This window comes from Weissella ceti, from assembly GCF_018394055.1.
Taxonomy (GTDB): Bacteria; Bacillota; Bacilli; order Lactobacillales; family Lactobacillaceae; genus Weissella; species Weissella ceti.
The window spans coordinates 115466-133380 of sequence record NZ_CP074441.1; the positions used below are offsets into that span (position 1 = coordinate 115466).

15 protein-coding genes and 2 tRNA genes are annotated in these 17915 nt (G+C 41.8%); 14 read left to right on the forward strand and 3 right to left on the reverse strand.

Translation table 11 applies throughout. From position 1 onward, the window contains the following. The first annotated feature begins 17 nt into the window (after window positions 1–17). Window positions 18–1781 carry a hypothetical protein gene (locus tag KHQ31_RS00580; protein ID WP_213409102.1) on the forward strand — a complete coding sequence of 588 codons (1764 nt, stop codon included), beginning with the start codon at window positions 18–20 and terminating at the stop codon, window positions 1779–1781. Between the two features lie 111 nt (window positions 1782–1892). Beyond that, the gene (locus KHQ31_RS00585) at window positions 1893–2513 is read left to right on the forward strand and encodes a DedA family protein (protein WP_213409103.1); all 621 of its coding nucleotides are present in this window, start codon (window positions 1893–1895) and stop codon (window positions 2511–2513) included. A gap of 113 nt (window positions 2514–2626) precedes the next feature. Here the strand turns inward: KHQ31_RS00585 and KHQ31_RS00590 are convergent, their stop codons facing one another. From KHQ31_RS00590 to KHQ31_RS00600, 3 genes are all read right to left on the reverse strand, one after another. Further along, window positions 2627–3217 carry a DUF308 domain-containing protein gene (locus KHQ31_RS00590; protein ID WP_213409104.1) on the reverse strand — a complete coding sequence of 197 codons (591 nt, stop codon included), beginning with the start codon at window positions 3215–3217 and terminating at the stop codon, window positions 2627–2629. Between the two features lie 135 nt (window positions 3218–3352). Next, window positions 3353–4744 carry an Nramp family divalent metal transporter gene (locus KHQ31_RS00595; RefSeq protein ID WP_213409105.1) on the reverse strand — a complete coding sequence of 464 codons (1392 nt, stop codon included), beginning with the start codon at window positions 4742–4744 and terminating at the stop codon, window positions 3353–3355. A 232-nt stretch (window positions 4745–4976) separates the two neighbouring features. After that, complete coding sequence (locus tag KHQ31_RS00600; protein ID WP_213409106.1) at window positions 4977–6335, reverse strand: UDP-N-acetylmuramoyl-tripeptide--D-alanyl-D-alanine ligase; 1359 nt, start codon at window positions 6333–6335, stop codon at window positions 4977–4979. Between the two features lie 150 nt (window positions 6336–6485). On the opposite strand from KHQ31_RS00600, the gene mreB reads away from it, so the two are divergent. From mreB to KHQ31_RS00660, 12 genes are all read left to right on the forward strand, one after another. Continuing rightward, complete coding sequence (mreB, locus tag KHQ31_RS00605) at window positions 6486–7466, forward strand: rod shape-determining protein (protein ID WP_213409107.1); 981 nt, start codon at window positions 6486–6488, stop codon at window positions 7464–7466. A gap of 9 nt (window positions 7467–7475) precedes the next feature. Beyond that, complete coding sequence (locus KHQ31_RS00610; protein ID WP_213409108.1) at window positions 7476–7676, forward strand: DUF2969 family protein; 201 nt, start codon at window positions 7476–7478, stop codon at window positions 7674–7676. Between the two features lie 19 nt (window positions 7677–7695). Beyond that, on the forward strand, window positions 7696–8889 hold the full coding sequence (locus KHQ31_RS00615) for an FtsW/RodA/SpoVE family cell cycle protein (protein ID WP_213409109.1): 1194 nt from the start codon (window positions 7696–7698) through the stop codon (window positions 8887–8889). A 99-nt stretch (window positions 8890–8988) separates the two neighbouring features. Beyond that, window positions 8989–9804: a pyrroline-5-carboxylate reductase family protein gene (locus KHQ31_RS00620; protein ID WP_264336108.1), complete on the forward strand. Its 816-nt coding sequence runs from the start codon at window positions 8989–8991 to the stop codon at window positions 9802–9804. A gap of 99 nt (window positions 9805–9903) precedes the next feature. Next, window positions 9904–9975 (forward strand) — tRNA-Glu (locus KHQ31_RS00625). Window positions 9976–9994: 19 nt separating this feature from the next. After that, window positions 9995–10066: transfer RNA gene (locus tag KHQ31_RS00630), tRNA-Glu, on the forward strand. Between the two features lie 100 nt (window positions 10067–10166). After that, on the forward strand, window positions 10167–10979 hold the full coding sequence (locus KHQ31_RS00635; RefSeq protein ID WP_213409111.1) for an HAD-IIB family hydrolase: 813 nt from the start codon (window positions 10167–10169) through the stop codon (window positions 10977–10979). 97 nt (window positions 10980–11076) lie between these two features. Continuing rightward, a complete protein-coding gene (locus KHQ31_RS00640; protein ID WP_213409112.1) occupies window positions 11077–13035 on the forward strand; it encodes an ABC transporter ATP-binding protein/permease in 1959 nt (652 codons plus the stop codon). Window positions 13036–13178: 143 nt separating this feature from the next. Next, window positions 13179–14357, forward strand: a complete 1179-nt coding sequence (nagA, locus tag KHQ31_RS00645) for an N-acetylglucosamine-6-phosphate deacetylase (RefSeq protein WP_213409113.1) — start codon at window positions 13179–13181, stop codon at window positions 14355–14357. Further along, a complete protein-coding gene (locus tag KHQ31_RS00650; protein ID WP_213409114.1) occupies window positions 14357–15058 on the forward strand; it encodes a GntR family transcriptional regulator in 702 nt (233 codons plus the stop codon). Before nagA ends, KHQ31_RS00650 begins: the two co-directional genes overlap by 1 nt. A 221-nt stretch (window positions 15059–15279) precedes the next feature. Next, entirely contained in the window at window positions 15280–15891 is a 612-nt protein-coding gene (gene rpsD, locus KHQ31_RS00655; RefSeq protein WP_213409115.1) for a 30S ribosomal protein S4, read from the forward strand. Window positions 15892–16115: 224 nt separating this feature from the next. Continuing rightward, on the forward strand, window positions 16116–17867 hold the full coding sequence (locus KHQ31_RS00660) for a septation ring formation regulator EzrA (protein WP_213409116.1): 1752 nt from the start codon (window positions 16116–16118) through the stop codon (window positions 17865–17867). Window positions 17868–17915 lie beyond the last annotated feature (48 nt).

The following is a 17915-nucleotide window of genomic DNA, read 5'->3' on the forward strand; positions in this document are numbered from 1 at the left end:
AATTGGAGTCGGATCGCATGGAATTACAAATTGAAGCAACGCCGACTACGATGAAGATTCGTAGTACGGAACAGTTAGCAAACTTACGCAGCCAGTATCAGACGCAGACGATGGTATGGACTGAAGAAGTAATGAACGATGCCTACGTTTATACGGTGTCTCAAGATGAGTTGATTCTTTTTTTTGCATACGAAAAAGCAGTATCTGCTAGCATTGTGTTCGATCAAGATGAAGAGCTAGTAGAATTAGCGGTTAACGATGCAAAACTAGTCTTTGGTGATAACCTTGATCTGCCGGTTAATGAGAATATCGTATCAATGTACGTGAGCTTGAAATCAACATTGCGAATTGGCTGGAATTGGTTTGGTACGACAGAGGCACTCGTTGAGGAACGTCGTATCAAGCACTATGAAATGACCGATGCGGGTTTGTTAGTTGATGTATCTGTCCGTACTAAATTCTTCGCACCAACCGTACTTGAAGCGAATGTTGTCGGAACTTTATTACCAACCCCCTTGGTGTACACCATCAAGAATCTGACAACAACTAAGAATGGCATGGATGGCTATGATACACATGGGCAGATATTGGTGCCTAATACTGACATTGCAGCCATGCATGCTCAAATTGTGCCACATCAAACCAAGCTAGAAACGTTTGAACTGAAGTTTAAGCTGCAAATCGATCAAGCACGTCTATCCAAAGACACGATGAAGTGGACAGCTGATAAGGATATGGTTTTAGCTAATCCGTTATTAAAACTCACAACGTCAACTTCAGAAGATTTAGTTTTAGCCACGCGTGTATCGGGTGCAGGCAATGTGATGTTTGTACCGTTAATCTTGGATCACGGTGAATTTGAAGCAGCACGCCAACAATTGTTAGATACAGATCTTACAATTGAACGCACAAAAATTGTCTTACTAGACCAAGGGATGACACGAGAACAACGCCAAAATACCCGTTTGGTATTTACGCATATGATGACACTTAATCGTAAGGACGTGTTCTTATTGACCGATGGTCAGTTTGAAGATGACGTAATTGATAGTTCAAACGAACAAATTGTATTTGCGAATTCAAAAGCACACGTTGGATTGTATCCACAAATCAAGAAGTTAGTAGTAACGGGTAATCGCCATGATGCACTACCGTTTGGTGCGCAAGCCGTTATCCCAATGAGTATCAAACACCATGTCTTCTTAATTGATGACCTTGTTGATCAAATCGAAACACAAGGCTTTAATTTTCCAGTACATGGTCAATTAGATTTCTTAGTTGCGAATCGACAAAATCGAAAGCTCGTAACGCATGCTGCGGGTAAGCATGCTAAGGTTCACGTAACTGGTTTACCACAATATGCGACATACGAACGTGAATCGCCAAGCGTTCCTGCAGAGGACATTGGGTTTGTCTTGTCTGAGTTAGACATGACAGTCTTCGAGGATATCACGACCAATATGGTGAAAAAAGAAATTAGCGAAAACGCTAATTTTAGAGCGTATAACTTGATTGTGACTGATCAATATCAGGTTGCCGTTAAAGCATCTTCCTTACAAGTGCCGGTGTTGTATATCAATCAAGAACTAACATTTGAAACAGTTGACCGCTTTTATCGCTTAGCTGGACCGGTGGTGCGAGATGTAAAGAGTGGAATGCCAATTATTTCGAAAGTTTTTCAACAGACATTTGATTTTAATCCATATGTAACCCGAGCCAATGAAAACTTGAACGGGGTACATCGAGCAACCGTTTGTGAAAGAATTGCTAAGTTTTTATAGACGAAATAAAAATTGTTTTTTCAGGCTCATTTAATACTTAGTAAGTATAGTAATTAGTCATTACGGCACATAAAACGTAGAGACGCTATGCGCGTAGAAATGAGGACTAATATGGAACAATTTATCGAAACGGCGATTAGCCAATATGGTTATTTAGCAATTGCGTTACTAATTACCATTGAGAATGTCTTTCCGCCAATTCCTTCTGAATTGATCCTAACATTTGCTGGATTTGTGACTTTTACGAGTGATTTAACAGTCGTAGGGGCAGTTTTAGCCGCAACGTTAGGTGCGATTTTAGGTGCAACAATCCTATATTGGATTGGAACATACTTGGATATGGAACGATTAGAAAAGCTAGTTAATAGCCGTTTAGGTAAAATTCTACGTTTACGTCTATCAGATTTTGAAAAAGCTGAAAAGCACTTTATGAAGCATGGGCGTGCAGCGGTTTTTTTCGGACGTTTCGTGCCAATCGTACGTAGTTTGATTTCTGTGCCCGCGGGGATGACGGGGATGCCATTTGGGACGTTCTTGTTGTACACAAGCCTAGGAACATTAATTTGGAATACAGTGCTTGTCTCATTAGGCCACTTTGCTGGGCGTGCATGGACGCAAGTATTAGCTACGGTGGATGAAGTCACATCAATCATGAAGATTGTGTTAATTGTAGCGATTATCATTGGTGGTGTTATCTACATTGTGCGTCGAAAGAAAGAAACTGCTAAATAATAGACAATAAAAGCGTTGTGAATCTTAGGATTCACAACGCTTTTTGTATATACGCCATGTAACGAAAACAAATAAAAACCACCTCATTAAGATGAGGTGGTCATATTTTTAAATTACTTGAAAGTCCCAGACTTCTTAGCGCTGAACAAAGCAACAAGTAGGTAGTAGATACCTAGCAAATCAGCGAAGATTCCTAAGATAATTGATTGTGTGTTTGGCGCAACGTTAGGGAAGATTGTTAGGTACATCCCCATCAAAATTCCAATCAAACCAATCGCGATACCGGCAAAACGATACCAGTTGTTCAATAGTTCAGGCAACCAAACTTGAGAAAGGATGCTGATGGCATTGAATAGTACCCAGAAGCCAAATACAAGGCCTAGGAATTCGTTAGTAACGTCTTGGCGGAATAGCATAGTTAGTCCCATAACAAAGCTTAGAAGCGCTGAAACAAGGAAACTACCACGTAGTGCTTGGCTCTTTGTAAACAACATCATATCTAGTACCGCTAGAAATAGTGTGTAAACGGCGAACAAGGCACTCATCGTGGCTAAGCCCTTAGTTGAAAAAGTAAACGCAAAAATTCCCAAAACAATTGCGATCATTCCGGCGGCGAAAAACAACTTGCGAGTTAAGTCGTTTAGCAATGCTGGTTGACCATCAGCGTAAGTCGCTGTGTTATTGTTATCTGTTAAAAAATTCATGGTGAGAGCTCCCATCTCATATTATTTTATTATATTAAATTTATCAGGCTTACTAGCAAAGGTCAAATTGATACTAGTACGATATGATGACAAAAAGGCACAAAAAAAGACGCCGAAGCGTCTTTAATGTATCGATTAGAACCAAGCAGCGATCAATTCAGGCAAACCGTATAGGTCAAGTCCGATCAAAATGATAACTGAGATCCAAGCGATTGTCTTAATGATAGGTCCGTTAGCGTATTCTCCCATGTACTTCTTGCTTGAAGTGAAGTATACAAGTGGAATCATTGAGAATGGTAGGGCAATTGATAGGAAGACTTGTGAGTTAACCATCAATGTGTCCAATGCGTGTTCGCTACCACCGTACATAATAGTACAGATCATAACAGGAACGATCGCAACCAAACGAGTTAGCAAACGACGTGCCCAAACTGGCATCTTCAAGTGGATGAACCCTTCCATAACAATTTGACCAGTCAAAGTACCAGTGATTGTTGAGTTTTGTCCAGATGCTAGCAAAGCAACGGCGAACAATGTTGATAGCAATGGTGACGCGATGGCACCAGCTAGTGTAGGATCTTGCAAAGCGTCGTAAAGGGCACGGAATGTTTCCAATCCATCACCACGTCCGAAGAACATTGCAGCCCCGACCAACAATAGCAACATGTTGATGATGAAGGCGATTGTTAGTTGGATGTTTGAGTCGATGGCTGAGAACTTCAAAGCCTTCTTAACTTCAGTGTCATCTGAACGGTCGATCTTACGTGTTTGTGACAATGATGAGTGTAGGTACAAGTTGTGAGGCATAACAGTGGCACCAATGATACCAAGCGCCAATGTCATAGCACCCTTGTCCATGAAGACTTCTTGATGAGGTACCAAGTTAGTTACCATTTGTTCCAAATCAGGGTTAGCCAACCAGACTTCGTAAGTGAAGACTCCAAGGATAACGATGATAAGTGTGATAACAATGGCTTCAATCTTTCGGAATCCTAGCTTTGTTAGGAACAATAGTAGGAAGACATCCAAGATTGTAAGTGCAACACCCCAAACTAGTGGGATATTGAACAAAAGGTTCAAGGCAATCGCAGCCCCGATAACTTCGGCAATATCAGTGGCCATGATGGCTAATTCAGTGATAATCCAAAGCATGATACCAACAGGCTTGTTCGTGATGGCACGAGTTGCTTGCGCCAAGTCTTTTTGGGCAACAATTCCAAGCTTAGCTGACATGTATTGTAGCAACATGGCAATCAAACTTGACATTAGGATGATTGATCCTAGTAAGTATCCGTATTTAGCACCACCGACGATAGAAGTAACCCAGTTACCTGGATCCATGTATCCGACAGCGACAAGGGCACCGGGACCTGAAAAGGCAAACAGTGTACGCCAGAAACCAGCGTTTTTCGGGATTGAGACTGATCCGTTTACTTCACCCAAGCTAGCATCATCTTCTGTAGCGGGAGTGAAAAAGCGGTTGCTCTTTGTTGTTGTGGCTTCGTCAGCCGGGTTGTTCTCTAACATTGAGAATCCCTCCTTTTGTGTAACTTTAATTATGTAACTTAATTCTTTCAGACTTAAGTTACTCTTATGTTTGGCGTAGGTCAATACTTTTTCTTGATTCCACCAATGGTGAAATTTCTTCCTTGAAAAATTTTTCATATGTTTAGAAAATAAAATATACGGGTAGTAAAAAATCGTACATGCGAACTAATGGTCTAGTCGCGTGTACGATTTTTTATAGGGGGTAAACTAATTAAGTTAATGCTGTGACGATTTCTTCTAGGTGGATACCATGTGATCCCTTTAATAGGATCATATCGTCTGGGGTTAGTGCTTTCTTTAAGTCAGTAACCAGTGTTTCTTTATCTGTTTTTGCATAACGGTGTACGTGACCGGCGAATTCTTCCGCAATGGCTGTTTCAAGATTGACCATTAATTCACCAACAAGGTATACATCGGAAATGGCCGCACTATTTAGTGACGTTGCCAAGCCGGCGTGTAGTTCTGGACCAGCTTCACCAAGTTCTAACATGTCACCTAGCACGACAAAACGACACCCGTTAGTAGGGACACTACTAAATAGGTTAAGGACTTCGTGAGTCGCAGTTGGGTTGGCGTTATAAACGTCAGATAGAATTTGACCACCAAAGGTACCAGTCAACCATTGTGTACGGTTAACTGTCATTGTAGCTGTAGCTAAACCAAGTGCCATTTTGTCAGTTGGGATATCTAGTAAGGTACCTACTAAAATAGCAGCTAGTGCATTGGCAACATTGTACTCACCACTCATTGGAATTGAGTATGTTTGGCCATCAGTGGCTGTGAAGGTTGCAGATGATGGTGTCATTTCAATGTTATTTGCAGACAGATCGTTTGAAGCTGATAGTCCAAATGAACGACTAGCCATATCTGGTAGTTTAGCAACACGTTCAAGTAACAAAGGTTCGTCACCATTGAAGACGAACGTACCATCGTTGGCTAGACCAGCGACGATTTCCATCTTACCGTCCGCTATACGGTCGCGTGTCTTGAAGAATTCGATGTGTGCTTCACCAATCATGGTTAGTACGGCGATATCAGGGTTAACCATTTCTGATAACTTAGTTAGGTCACCCGGGTGATCCATGCCGAATTCAACAACTAATAGTTCAGTATCAGCTGGCATGGCCAAAATAGTTGTTGGCACACCAATTTCATTATTGAAGTTGTTAGGTGTCTTAGTTGTCTTGTAAGTTGTTGCACCGATGGCAGCGATGAAGTCCTTAGTTGTTGTCTTTCCATTTGAGCCAGAAACAGCAACAATCTTTGGGGCAACTTCCTTTAGATAGGCCGCAGACAAAGCTTGGAAAGCTTCTAATGTGTCATCAACCAAGATGGCAGGCACGTCGGTTGGGTATGGTGTGTGGTCGCGTTGCCATAGCGTAACACTTGTTCCATTTGCAACAGCGCTAGCCAAATATTGGTGGCCATCATTTTCAGCAATCAATGGAATAAAAAGACTGCCGGGATTTGCAGTACGTGAATCAAAAGTTGTTGTTGTGACTGTAACGTCGGCAGGGTTGATAAACTCTGCATGAAGCAATTCGGCGATGTTTTGCGCAGATAGTTGCATGGCTTTAAGTTCCTTTTAGTTAATTTACTTTAATTTTACACTGCTAAGGAATACAAGAGCAAATTTATCTTAATTTGTTGTATACTATAAAGATACTTAACTGATAAAACTAATAGTGGGGAAGCCCATTTAAAAACAAGAGGTGGAAAAATGGCTAAAGGAATCGGAATCGATTTAGGAACGGCAAACGTTCTAATCTACGTTGAAGGAGAAGGAATCGTTTTGAACGAGCCTTCTGTTGTTGCCGTAGACACAAAGACTGATAAAGTGCTTGCTGTGGGATCAGAAGCATACCGCATGGTTGGTCGTACTCCAGGAAATATTCGTGCCGTACGTCCTTTGCAAGATGGTGTTATCTCTGACTTTGATATGACAGAAGCAATGTTGTCATACTTCATGTCAAAGTTGAACGCCCGTGGATTGCTATCACGTCCAAACATCATGGTCTGTGCACCAACAAACATTACAGAAATTGAACGTAAGGCGATTATTGAAGCTGCTGCTAAGTCAGGTGGCGGAAAGGTCTTCTTGGAATACGAACCAAAGGTTGCCGCAGTTGGAGCTGGATTGAACATCTTCTCACCAATTGCCTCAATGGTTATCGACATGGGTGGTGGAACTTCAGATATCGCCGTTTTGTCATTGGGAGACATTGTTGAAAGTGCCTCAATTCGTATGGCCGGAGATAAGTTGAACGCTGATATTTCTAACTACATCAAGCGTGTACACAACTTGCAAATTGGTGAACGCTCAGCTGAAACAGTTAAGATGACAATCGGAACTGCTTTGCAAAAGGCTGAACCAAAGACAATGGAAGTTCGTGGACGTGATATGTTCACTGGAATGCCAAGCACAATTGAAATTAACGAAAACGAAGTGGAAATTGCTATCCACGATACATTAGCTCGTATCGTTGAAGCAGCCCACGAAGTATTGTCACGTTTGCAACCAGAATTGGCTGCAGACATTATCGACCGTGGAATCGTCTTGACTGGTGGAGGAGCTTTGCTATCAGATATGGACCAATTGCTAACTGAACGTTTGAACGTACCAGTTGTCATTGCTGACCAACCACTAGATAACGTTGCTCGAGGAGCTGGTAAGCTGCTTGACCACATGACTGAAAAGTAAGGAGAAAACATGGCACGTAATAATAAGCCAGTCGCTGTTGAAATGATTGATACAGCCGATGGACGTACAGAAGTGAAGATTAACAAGGTAAGCCTTGGTTTTGTAGATGACACAAACAAGATTACTTTTTCTGATGGTCGCACAAACTCAGCTAGTGATTTTGATTCAGCAGTTGCAATGTTGATTGCTGATTTTAATCTACATCATTAGGCTGTAAGGGAGTGACAACATGTTGAAAAAGTTTTTTAACACTGATGGAGAAATTGATTGGGCCATCATCTTTGTTGTCTTGATGTTAGCGTTAATTGGGTTGGCATCACTGTATGTGGCCGGATCGTTTGATACTAGTGGAACAATCAAGGCGACACGAATGGTTGTCATGCAAGGCGCATACTATGTTGTTGGGATTTTCGTGGTTGCTGTTATCATGCAATTTGATTCAGAACAATTGTGGCGAGTAGCACCATATCTGTTTATGGCAGGTGTTATTTTAATGGTCGGTGTTTTGTTCTTGTATAACAAAACATATTACGATAATACAGGTGGTAAATGGTATGCATTTGGGCCGGTAACTTTCCAGCCTGCCGAAGTCATGAAACCAGCCTTCATCATTATGTTTGCGCGCGTAATCGCCCAACACAACAATGAATACCCAGAACATACCTTACGCTCCGATCAATTGTTATTGAAGCGTATTTTGATGTGGTGTGTGCCGATGATTTTCCTAATGTTGTTGCAAAAAGACTTTGGAACAACACTGGTTTTCTTAGCGATTATGTTCGGAATGACAGTTGTATCTGGTTTAACATGGCGAATCCTAGGACCGATTGTGGCCGTCGTTGGAGTTCTTGGGACGACAGCGATTGTGTTGGTTACCCAAACTTGGGGACGTTTGCTACTGGAAAAAGTGGGATTTAAGGGATATCAATTTGACCGTGTTGACTCATGGCTAAATCCGCAATTGGACACAACGAACGCTGGATTCCAGTTGTGGCAATCTATTAAGGCGGTTGGCTCAGGTGGGCTAACTGGAACAGGGTTTGGTGTTTCAAATGTTAAAGTGCCAGTTCGTGAATCCGATATGATTTTCTCTGTTATTGGAGAAAATTTCGGGTTTATTGGTAGTATGCTGTTGTTGATTTTATACTTCTTGTTGATTTACCAAATCTTCCAAGTAGTGTACGACACAGCGAACCAATTCTACGCTTATATCGCATCAGGGGTTGTTATGATGTTGATTTTCCACATTTTCGAAAATATTGGTATGACCATTGGATTGGTACCTTTGACCGGTATCCCATTGCCATTCATCTCACAAGGTGGATCAGCGCTGGTCGGAAATATGATTGGAATTGGGTTGGTGATGTCGATGCGTTATCATAACAAGTCATTTACGTTATCAAGTCAACGTGGATTCCATTAAACGTGATAAAATAGAGACGTTCCTGAGAAATCAGGAGCGTCTTTTTCTAAACAATATAATGAATAACTAAACACCTTCGTTAAAACTGAAGGAGAACTGATAAGGAGAACAAAAATGCTAACAATTGGATTTATTGGCGCTGGTAATATGGGGCAAGCGATGATGCAAGGTTGGGCTCCTAACAAAGAAATTAAGCAATTAGTTTACAGCACAACCATGGAAAAATCGGAAGCTGTTGCAGCTAAGATTGGTGGTGAAGCACGTGGTTCAATCATGGAACTATGGGCTGAATCAGACATGGTTGTGGTCGCTGTGCCGCCAACAGCCTTGGCTGATATTGCACCAGAAATTAAGCAATGGGCGATGTTGAAGCCAAGTGTTATTTTGACATCAGTGGTTGGTGGTGTTGACCTAGCCGCTCTGCATGCTCACTTTGGTGAACAATTGATGATTGTCCGCGCCTTGCCAAACATCAACGTCGCTTTGCGTTATGGATACACAGCCTTGGCGTTCGACGGAACAGTTGATGCAGATACACGTGGTGCGCTTGCGATGTTGTTCCTAGACTTTGGTCGTGCAGATGAATACCCAGAAGATCAATTTGGGGCGGTGAGTGCGCTAGCTGGATCAGGTCCAGCCTTCGTAGCTGGCTTTACTGAAGCAATGATGAAGGCGGGACTGGCAGCTGGGATTGATGCTGAAAAGGCCGAAAGTCTAGCTATTCAAACTGTTGCGGGTACTGGAAAGAATATGATTGATTTGAAGAAGGCCCCTAAGGATTTGGCTAATGAAGTCATGACTCCAGGTGGTTCAACAGCGGCCGGTTATGATGTATTGATGACGCAATTAGATGGGTTAGTACGCGAAACTATTGATGCAACAATGATTAAGAACGCTGAAGCGAGCGAAAATTAAAGAAAAAGCAAATAAATTGAAAAATAATATCAAAAAGGGGTTGCGCACCCCATAAATACTTGGTATTATAAATTTTGTTGTTAAGGCAACAAGGTTTATGGCTCATTGGTCAAGTGGTTAAGACTCCGGTTTTTCACACCGGCATCCAGGGTTCAATTCCCTGATGAGCTATTGTTTGAAAAAACAAAATGGTCCATTGGTCAAGTGGTTAAGACTCCGGTTTTTCACACCGGCATCCAGGGTTCAATTCCCTGATGGACTATAATGAAAAGGCATCTACATTCTTGTAGGTGTCTTTTTTTGTTACAATTAAGGTGTATCGAATTAAGAACAGAATTGTGAATCAAAGATCGGAGTAAGGGATGCTATTTTTAACAACGGATTTAGATGGAACTTTTTTGCATGATGATCATGATTTTGATCGCCCACGTTTTGAAAAGCTATTAGCCGAATGGCGTGCACAAGGTAATCGCTTTGTTGTGGCAACGGGCCGTGAATATAAGTGGGTAGCCTCAGTGTTTGCCGATTACCTAAATGATATTGATATTATTTCAAGTAACGGAACGGTCATTACGCTAGCTGGCCAAGAAGCTGATATGGCTTCAATTAAGCCAGAAAGTTTAGATGCCCTACAAAAGATTATTGCGGACATGCCAGTGAAGCCAAGTGGCTCAGTACGTGCTTATACAGAAAACAAAGTTCATTTGTTGAAGACTGATGTCTATGGACAAATGGAAGAAAAAGATGTGGCCTTTATGGCCCCTTTGTATGACGGTATCGTCGACATTGATAATCTACTAGATATTGATAAGCCGGTATCTACAGTAACTGGTGTTTGGGCTGATCGTGACAGTAGTGAAGCTGTCTCTGATGTCGTGAATAATGCCAACATTGGCATCCATGCTACAACATCTGGTTATGGTGCTGTCGACTTTTTGCCAAGTGGGGTTAATAAAGCAGCGGCGATTAAAAAGTTGTTGTCGCATTATGGCACAACAGAACAAGCTGTCTATGCCTTTGGGGATGGGATGAATGATTTAGAGATGTTGCAACTAGCTGGACATGCTTATGTGATGGCGAATGGGGATGATAAGCTACGTGTCTATGGCTTTGAAGAATTACCTAACACACATATGGAAGATGGCGTCTTAGTAAAGTGGGAAACCTTGGTATAGCAATCAAATCCTACCTTTATGCTTAATTTATCAAAAAAAGGATACTCTTTTTTTACAGATTTATTATGTGAAAATAAGTGAGTATTGGGAGAATACAATGGCATTTCTAGAACTACGAGACATTTTTAAGTCTTACTACATTGGAAAAGAAGAGTTTCCAGTTTTAAAAGGAATTGATTTAGATTTTGAATTGGGTGAATTTGTTTCAATTCTAGGGGAATCTGGTGGTGGAAAGTCTACTTTGATGAACATCATTGGGGGACTAGATCGTCAATTTAAGGGTCAAGTCACCATTGATGGTCAAACACTAGATCACACACAAGAAAAGCAACTAGATGAATACCGTCGTTCAACGATTGGTTACATTTACCAATCATATAACTTGATCAATCATCTATCTGTTTTGGACAATGTCCTATTGTCACTAGATATGACAACATTGTCTCGTGGTGAAAAGATTAACCGTGCCAAAGAATTGTTGGCGGATGTTGGACTATCTGACCAAATTAAGAAGTTTCCAAATCAACTATCTGGTGGACAAAAGCAACGTGTCGCTATTGCGCGTGCACTTGCTAAGGACCCAGATGTGATTATTGCGGACGAACCAACTGGTGCGTTGGATGCGGTAAACACGCAAGAAGTCTTGGTTATTTTGAATAAGATTGCTAAGCAAGGTAAGTTGGTGATTACGGTTACCCACTCACAAGACGTTGCGGACAATGGCTCACGTATCGTCCGTTTGGTAGACGGTAAGATTGCGAGTGACGATGTGATTCGTCCAGAAGAACAGAACGTTGAACCTGATAAGAAGGCCTTTGCTTCAAAGCCACTTCGTTTCATGGACAGCTTACGAAGTTCATGGAAGCATCTATGGCGTAATATCGGTAAGAATTCACTAATCATTATCGGAACGGCTATTGGTTTGTTTGCGGTGATTTTGTTTGGTGGATTGGGGAACGGCGTTAAGTCATACATTAATGACCAGGTAAATTCATTGGTTAACCCGCAATCAATTACGGTTATGCGTGCAATGGATGAAAACAGTATGGATGGGATGAACCTAGACCCAAGTACAATGGGAATTTCAGATAAGCAAATTAGTCAACTAAAAACAGTTAAGAATGTTGACAGTGTCGAAGCTGGTTACGAATTCCAAAATGCGCAAATGTCAGGATTGTCTAAGAAGCCAGTTAGCCTATCAAGTGTGCGTAGTTGGACTGCACAATATAACAATGACATGATCGTTGCTGGTAAGCCAGCGAAGGAAAATGAAATGGTCGTTGATAAGGCGTCTGTTGCACAACGTGTCGACAAGAAGAACTGGAAGTCAGTAATTGGTAAGACGGTTAAGGTAACGTTTACCAGTGCTGATAAGGATGGTAAGCCAGTCATCGTTGAACACGATGTGAAGATTTCAGGAATTACTGAAAGTCAACAAGGGGCTGTTAATGCCATGCAAGCGGCAACCATGTCAAAGATTTTGAAGGATGCCGGGGCGATGTCTGAACCAGTCTTTGTGGGGATGCAAGCCAATGATCGTGATGATGTTGATAAGATTAAAAAAGAGATTGAAGGTATGAAGGTTAACGGTAAGGCTGCCTATACCGTTATTACAGTTGGAACTATCTTGGACACTGTGAACATCTTCGTTGACCTAGCAACTAACATCCTAGCGATGATTGCTGGTATCTCATTGATTGTGTCTGCTTTGATGATTATCGTGACAATGTACATGTCTGTTGCGGAACGTACGAAGGAAATTGGTATTCTACGTGCATTAGGTGAATCAAAGCGTGATATCCGTCGTTTGTTTACAAGTGAATCAATTATGATGGGGTTGATGTCAGCTGCCCTAGCAACAGGACTAGCATTTGGACTAGGAACGTTGATGAATAGCGCTTTGTACAGCATTGCTAAATTCGATATGATCCAAATTGGGGTTGGAAATGTTATCTCAACATTTATCCTAGCTTTGGTTATTTCATTCTTAGCAGCCTTGTTGCCAGCTCGTCGGGCAGCTAAGTTGAACCCAATTGATGCTTTGTCTGCGGATTAAAATAATGCATAGTTATTTAAAAGACTTACGTAAAAAGTAAGTCTTTTTTTACTGGATTGGCTTATTTGACTGGAAAAATTGGACTATACCATCTATAATGATAGGTAACAGTTACTAATCAAACATATGCGGAGGGCGATACAATGAGTAAAGTATTAACACATGTAGATATCTATACCGGTGATGAAGAGAATCCAGTGATCAAAGATGGATTCATTCGTTTTGAATCAACCATTGAAGCTATGGGAAGTATGAAGACTTTCGTACCAACTTCAAGTGACGACATCACACGTGGTGACCGTCAAGTGGTAGTACCAGGGTTTATCGACGTCCATGCTCACGGTGCTTATGGTTTCGATACGATGGATGGGAAAGCATCAGATATCGTCAACATGGCACATGGGCAAATCACAGAAGGAATCACATCTGTATTCCCAACAACGATGACGCAATCAGTTGAAAACATTGATAACGCCATGGTTGCGATTAATGAAGCTGCGCAAGAAGAACCATCAATCGTTGGGGTTCACTTGGAAGGTCCATTCATTAACCCACACTACAAGGGTGCACAACCAGAACAATACATCATTGCGCCATCCGCTGAACTAGTTGCAAAGTGGCACCACATGTCTGGTGACCGTGTGCGTTTGATTACGTACGCACCAGAACAAGCTGAAGATTTGGCTAGCTTTGAAAACTACTTGCTAGACAACAACATCATCGGTTCTGTTGGACATTCAAATGCAACACGCGAATTCCTACAAAATGATGTTAAGGCAAGCCACATTACTCACCTATACAACGCGCAACGTCCAATGAGCCACCGCGAACCAGGAGTTGCTGGTCACGCGATGCTAGAAGACAGTATCCGCGCTGAAATGATCGTGGATGGTTTCCACATCAAGCCAGACATGGTTAAGTTGGCCTACAAGTTGAAGTCAGCTGACCGTATCGATTTGATCACTGACTCAATGCGTGCCAAGGGACTTGGGGATGGTGAATCTGAACTAGGTGGACAAAAGGTTTGGGTTAAGGATAAGCAAGCACGTCTTGAAGATGGAACTCTTGCTGGATCAGTACTTGAATTCGATGATGCTTTCCGTAACATGATGGCCTTTACTGGGGCAACTGTTGAAGAAGCGGTTAAGATGTCATCAATTAACCAAGCTGAAGAATTTGGTCTAACACAAAAGGGTGCATTGCGTACTGGTAAGGATGCGGACTTTAACGTATTCAGCGCTGACTTTGCAACTCTTGATGCAACATACAGTCTAGGACGTCGCTTTACAAAGGCAGATGCTCCTAAAGGAGAAATGATTTAATGAAAGCACCAGTCTATGTACAAATTCACGATGATATTCGTGAAGCGATTGATGCCGGCCGCTGGCAAGCAGGGGATAAGATTCCATCAGAACGTGAATTAGCTGATCAATTTGATGTGTCTCGTATGACACTTCGTCAAGCTGTGATGTTGTTGGTTGATGAAGGGGTTCTTGAACGCCGAGTTGGGTCTGGAACTTATGTTGCAGAACAAAAAGTGCAAGAAACTTTGAATGGGCTAACATCATTTACAGATTTGATGGCAGCAATTGGTAAGGTTGCGACAACTAAGACAATTAGTTATCACATTGGGAAAGCAACTGCATCCGAACAAAAGCGTTTGAACATGAATGAAGGTGATAATGTTTTGCGTATGGAACGTGTCCGTTACGGTAATGAAGAACCAATTGCGTTCGAAGTTGCGGCAATTCCGGCACGATTAGTACGTGGATTGTCACGTGAAGCACTATCAAATTCGCTATATCACACATTGGAAACAGAACGTGATATTCATGTTAACTATGCACGTCAAACTGTGACAGCATCCGCTGCGACAGAACGTATTGCAGACTTATTGGATATTAAGCGTAGTGATCCAGTTCTAGTATTGCGTCAAACTACATTTGGTCAAAACGATGAACCATTTGAATATGTACGCACACAATATGTTGGATCACGTTTTGAATTCTATCTAGAGCGATAATTCTTTGTTGCTTCAAGGTTGTTAATTTGCTATGATAATGGAAGTGTTGAAAACTGCAGCGGATTGCCCGCAAGCTCGTCAACAATTTATCGACCTGTTTCAATTATGGCAGTGAAGATCTAGTACCCGCGCTGCAGCGGTGAACGTTAGGATAAATTGCACGAATGTGAGGTAATTCTCCTAGAATTCAACAAAAATTATAAATTCTGGAGGACATTTACATGTCACGTTATACTGGACCAAAGTACCGTCTATCACGTCGTCTTGGCGTATCATTGTCAGGTACAGGTAAGGAACTAGCTCGTCGCCCATACGCACCTGGAGATCACGGAAACGACCGTCGTAGCAAGATGTCAGACTACGGAATGCAACTAGCTGAAAAGCAAAAGGTTCGTTTCACTTACGGTTTGACAGAACGTCAATTCCACAACTTGTTCAACAAGGCCGGTAAGGTTCGTCAAGGAACTCACGGTGATAACTTCATGATCTTGTTGGAACGTCGTTTGGACAACATGGTTTACCGTTTGGGATTGGCATCAACTCGCCAACAAGCCCGTCAATTGGTTAACCACGGTCACATCTTGGTAGATGGAAAGCGCGTAGACATCGCTTCATACGAAGTTGCTGTTGGGCAAGAAATCTCAGTTCGCGAAAAGTCACGTAACAACGTTCACTTGGTTGCATCATTGGATGCCCAAGCTGGAACTTTGCCATTCGTTGAATTTAACCGCGACACAATGACTGGTTCATTGGTACGTTTGCCAGAACGTTCAGAACTAGACAACGATTACAACGAATCATTGATCGTTGAATACTACAACAAGTTGGGATAATTTTAATTATTACAATCTGTTGTACAAAGAAGTCTCAAGTCTCGTACTTGGGGCTTTTTTTGTGCTTTTAAAAAGCAATCCATTAAAAAAAAGTTAAGAAATACAAGTAAACCTAAAAGAAATGGTAAAACCAAGCATGAAAACGGCGGGCATGATAGTCTAGAGTTAATAAGTCTAGACAGAGGGAGTTAGGTGGTTTAGAGACCATCAGAATGTGACTAAGTATGACACAAATTGGACATATCGTAATCGGCCTAATTGTTGTATCAGCAGCAATTTATTTAATCATTTTCTTAACACAACTTGTGACCAAGCGTAAAGTTGCCGCATTGATTGCACGAAAAGAAAAGTTAATGACCATTCCCATGCGTGATCGCTTGGTAAAAGGTCGTCAAATGAGTTTGACAGGGCAATCTTTAAAGCAATTCCAAATCCTAGAGGGTAAGTACGTGGCATTAGAAGAACAAGGCTTCGAAGAAATCGATGACTTGGGGAATGCAGTTGTATACGAATCACAAGGGTTAAATTTCGTAAAGTCAGCTCAAAGTCTACGACGTCTCCAAAATGCTTTGCGTGATGCAGAAGCAACAATCGATATTGTTAACCAAGGTTTGAGTGACTTGGAACAACTAGATATCGCCCACAAGCAAGCCGTTAAGGAACTTGAAGGGAAGTATCAAGCTGTTCGTTCACAACTACTTGCGGAATGTGAACAGTATGGACCAGCATTTGCTGAGCTTGAAAATGTCTTGGATTCTTTGGAAGAAGACTTCAATGAATTTGCACGCTTGACCGAAGAAGGTGACCATGCGGCCGCGGCGCAAGTATACGAAACATTGGGTATGGAAACAACGCAATTAGAACAACGTATGCAACAACTACCAGCTTTGGTTCACACGCTGGAAGAAGTTATGCCTGATCAATTAACTGAATTGCATGAAGGGTACCAACACATGTTGGGAACTGGATTCAAGTTCAACCAAGACATTGATGCCGATTTGGGTGCCATTGAAAAGGAACGTCGTGTTGGAGTTGAAGCACTACGTAACTTGCAACAACGTGCAACGAGTGAAACAATTGAACGTACAGCAAAGTTGATTAATGATATGTACGCCATTTTTGAAGCAGAATTTGATGCCTCACAACAAGTTGTGGCTGATAACCAACAATTAGGCGACTACGCACGTCATGATCACAAGTTGAACCATGAACTAGAAATTGAAATTGACCGTCTAGCACAAGATTTCATCTTTACGAAGAGTGAAGCGTCACAAGTTCGTGGCTGGAAGGCTGAATTGTTGAACGTTGATACAGCATTACGTGCGATGCGTAAGGCAATCAAAGCGCAAGATGTGGTCTTTTCTAACTTGCTAGAACCACAAGCAGCAATGCGTGCGGATCTAGAAAAGATTGAAGAAGCACAAGTAACCATGTTGGCTGAATTCAAAGAATTGCCAACGATCTTGAAGCAAGAACGTGACCGTTTTGTCCGTCTGCAAGAAAAGATGCGCCAAATCCAACGTTCCGTTGAACGCCAAGCTTTGGCAGGTGTTCCTAAGAACTACATGGACCAATTCTACGTTGTAACTGACGAATTGGGCCGTGTTGAAAAGCAATTGCAACTGAACCGCATTGACCTAGATGATATTCAACGTCAATTGAGTGTTGTTGCTGCTGACTTAGATACATTGGATGAAGCAACTAACGATTTGATTGAAGCCGCAACCGTTACTGAACGTCTAGTTCGTAAGGCGTCAACTTTCCAAGAAAACGAAACACTAGAACAAGCAACAGCCATGGCCAAGCACTACTACGAGAGTGAATTTGACTATCCTAAGGCAATGCAAGTACTAGCGGACGCCTTGGAACCATTAGTGCCTGGTATTTTGAAGCAAACGGTTAACACATACCGTCAAGAACAAGCTACTTTGAAAGCAGAGTTCGCTGAAAAAGAATCAACACGTGCTATTAATTAATATCGAAATAGAATCACAAATAAACACTGACAGTAAGTCTTAAACTTG

What these genes read in the sequence shown, in the direction of transcription:
- KHQ31_RS00580 (WP_213409102.1), top strand. Translation starts at nt 18, where the DNA reads ATGGAATTACAAATTGAAGCAACGCCGACTACGATGAAGATTCGTAGT.
- KHQ31_RS00585 (WP_213409103.1), top strand. Translation starts at nt 1,893, where the DNA reads ATGGAACAATTTATCGAAACGGCGATTAGCCAATATGGTTATTTAGCA.
- KHQ31_RS00590 (WP_213409104.1), bottom strand. Translation starts at nt 3,217, where the DNA reads ATGAATTTTTTAACAGATAACAATAACACAGCGACTTACGCTGATGGT.
- KHQ31_RS00595 (WP_213409105.1), bottom strand. Translation starts at nt 4,744, where the DNA reads ATGTTAGAGAACAACCCGGCTGACGAAGCCACAACAACAAAGAGCAAC.
- KHQ31_RS00600 (WP_213409106.1), bottom strand. Translation starts at nt 6,335, where the DNA reads ATGCAACTATCTGCGCAAAACATCGCCGAATTGCTTCATGCAGAGTTT.
- mreB (WP_213409107.1), top strand. Translation starts at nt 6,486, where the DNA reads ATGGCTAAAGGAATCGGAATCGATTTAGGAACGGCAAACGTTCTAATC.
- KHQ31_RS00610 (WP_213409108.1), top strand. Translation starts at nt 7,476, where the DNA reads ATGGCACGTAATAATAAGCCAGTCGCTGTTGAAATGATTGATACAGCC.
- KHQ31_RS00615 (WP_213409109.1), top strand. Translation starts at nt 7,696, where the DNA reads ATGTTGAAAAAGTTTTTTAACACTGATGGAGAAATTGATTGGGCCATC.
- KHQ31_RS00635 (WP_213409111.1), top strand. Translation starts at nt 10,167, where the DNA reads ATGCTATTTTTAACAACGGATTTAGATGGAACTTTTTTGCATGATGAT.
- KHQ31_RS00640 (WP_213409112.1), top strand. Translation starts at nt 11,077, where the DNA reads ATGGCATTTCTAGAACTACGAGACATTTTTAAGTCTTACTACATTGGA.
- nagA (WP_213409113.1), top strand. Translation starts at nt 13,179, where the DNA reads ATGAGTAAAGTATTAACACATGTAGATATCTATACCGGTGATGAAGAG.
- KHQ31_RS00650 (WP_213409114.1), top strand. Translation starts at nt 14,357, where the DNA reads ATGAAAGCACCAGTCTATGTACAAATTCACGATGATATTCGTGAAGCG.
- rpsD (WP_213409115.1), top strand. Translation starts at nt 15,280, where the DNA reads ATGTCACGTTATACTGGACCAAAGTACCGTCTATCACGTCGTCTTGGC.
- KHQ31_RS00660 (WP_213409116.1), top strand. Translation starts at nt 16,116, where the DNA reads ATGACACAAATTGGACATATCGTAATCGGCCTAATTGTTGTATCAGCA.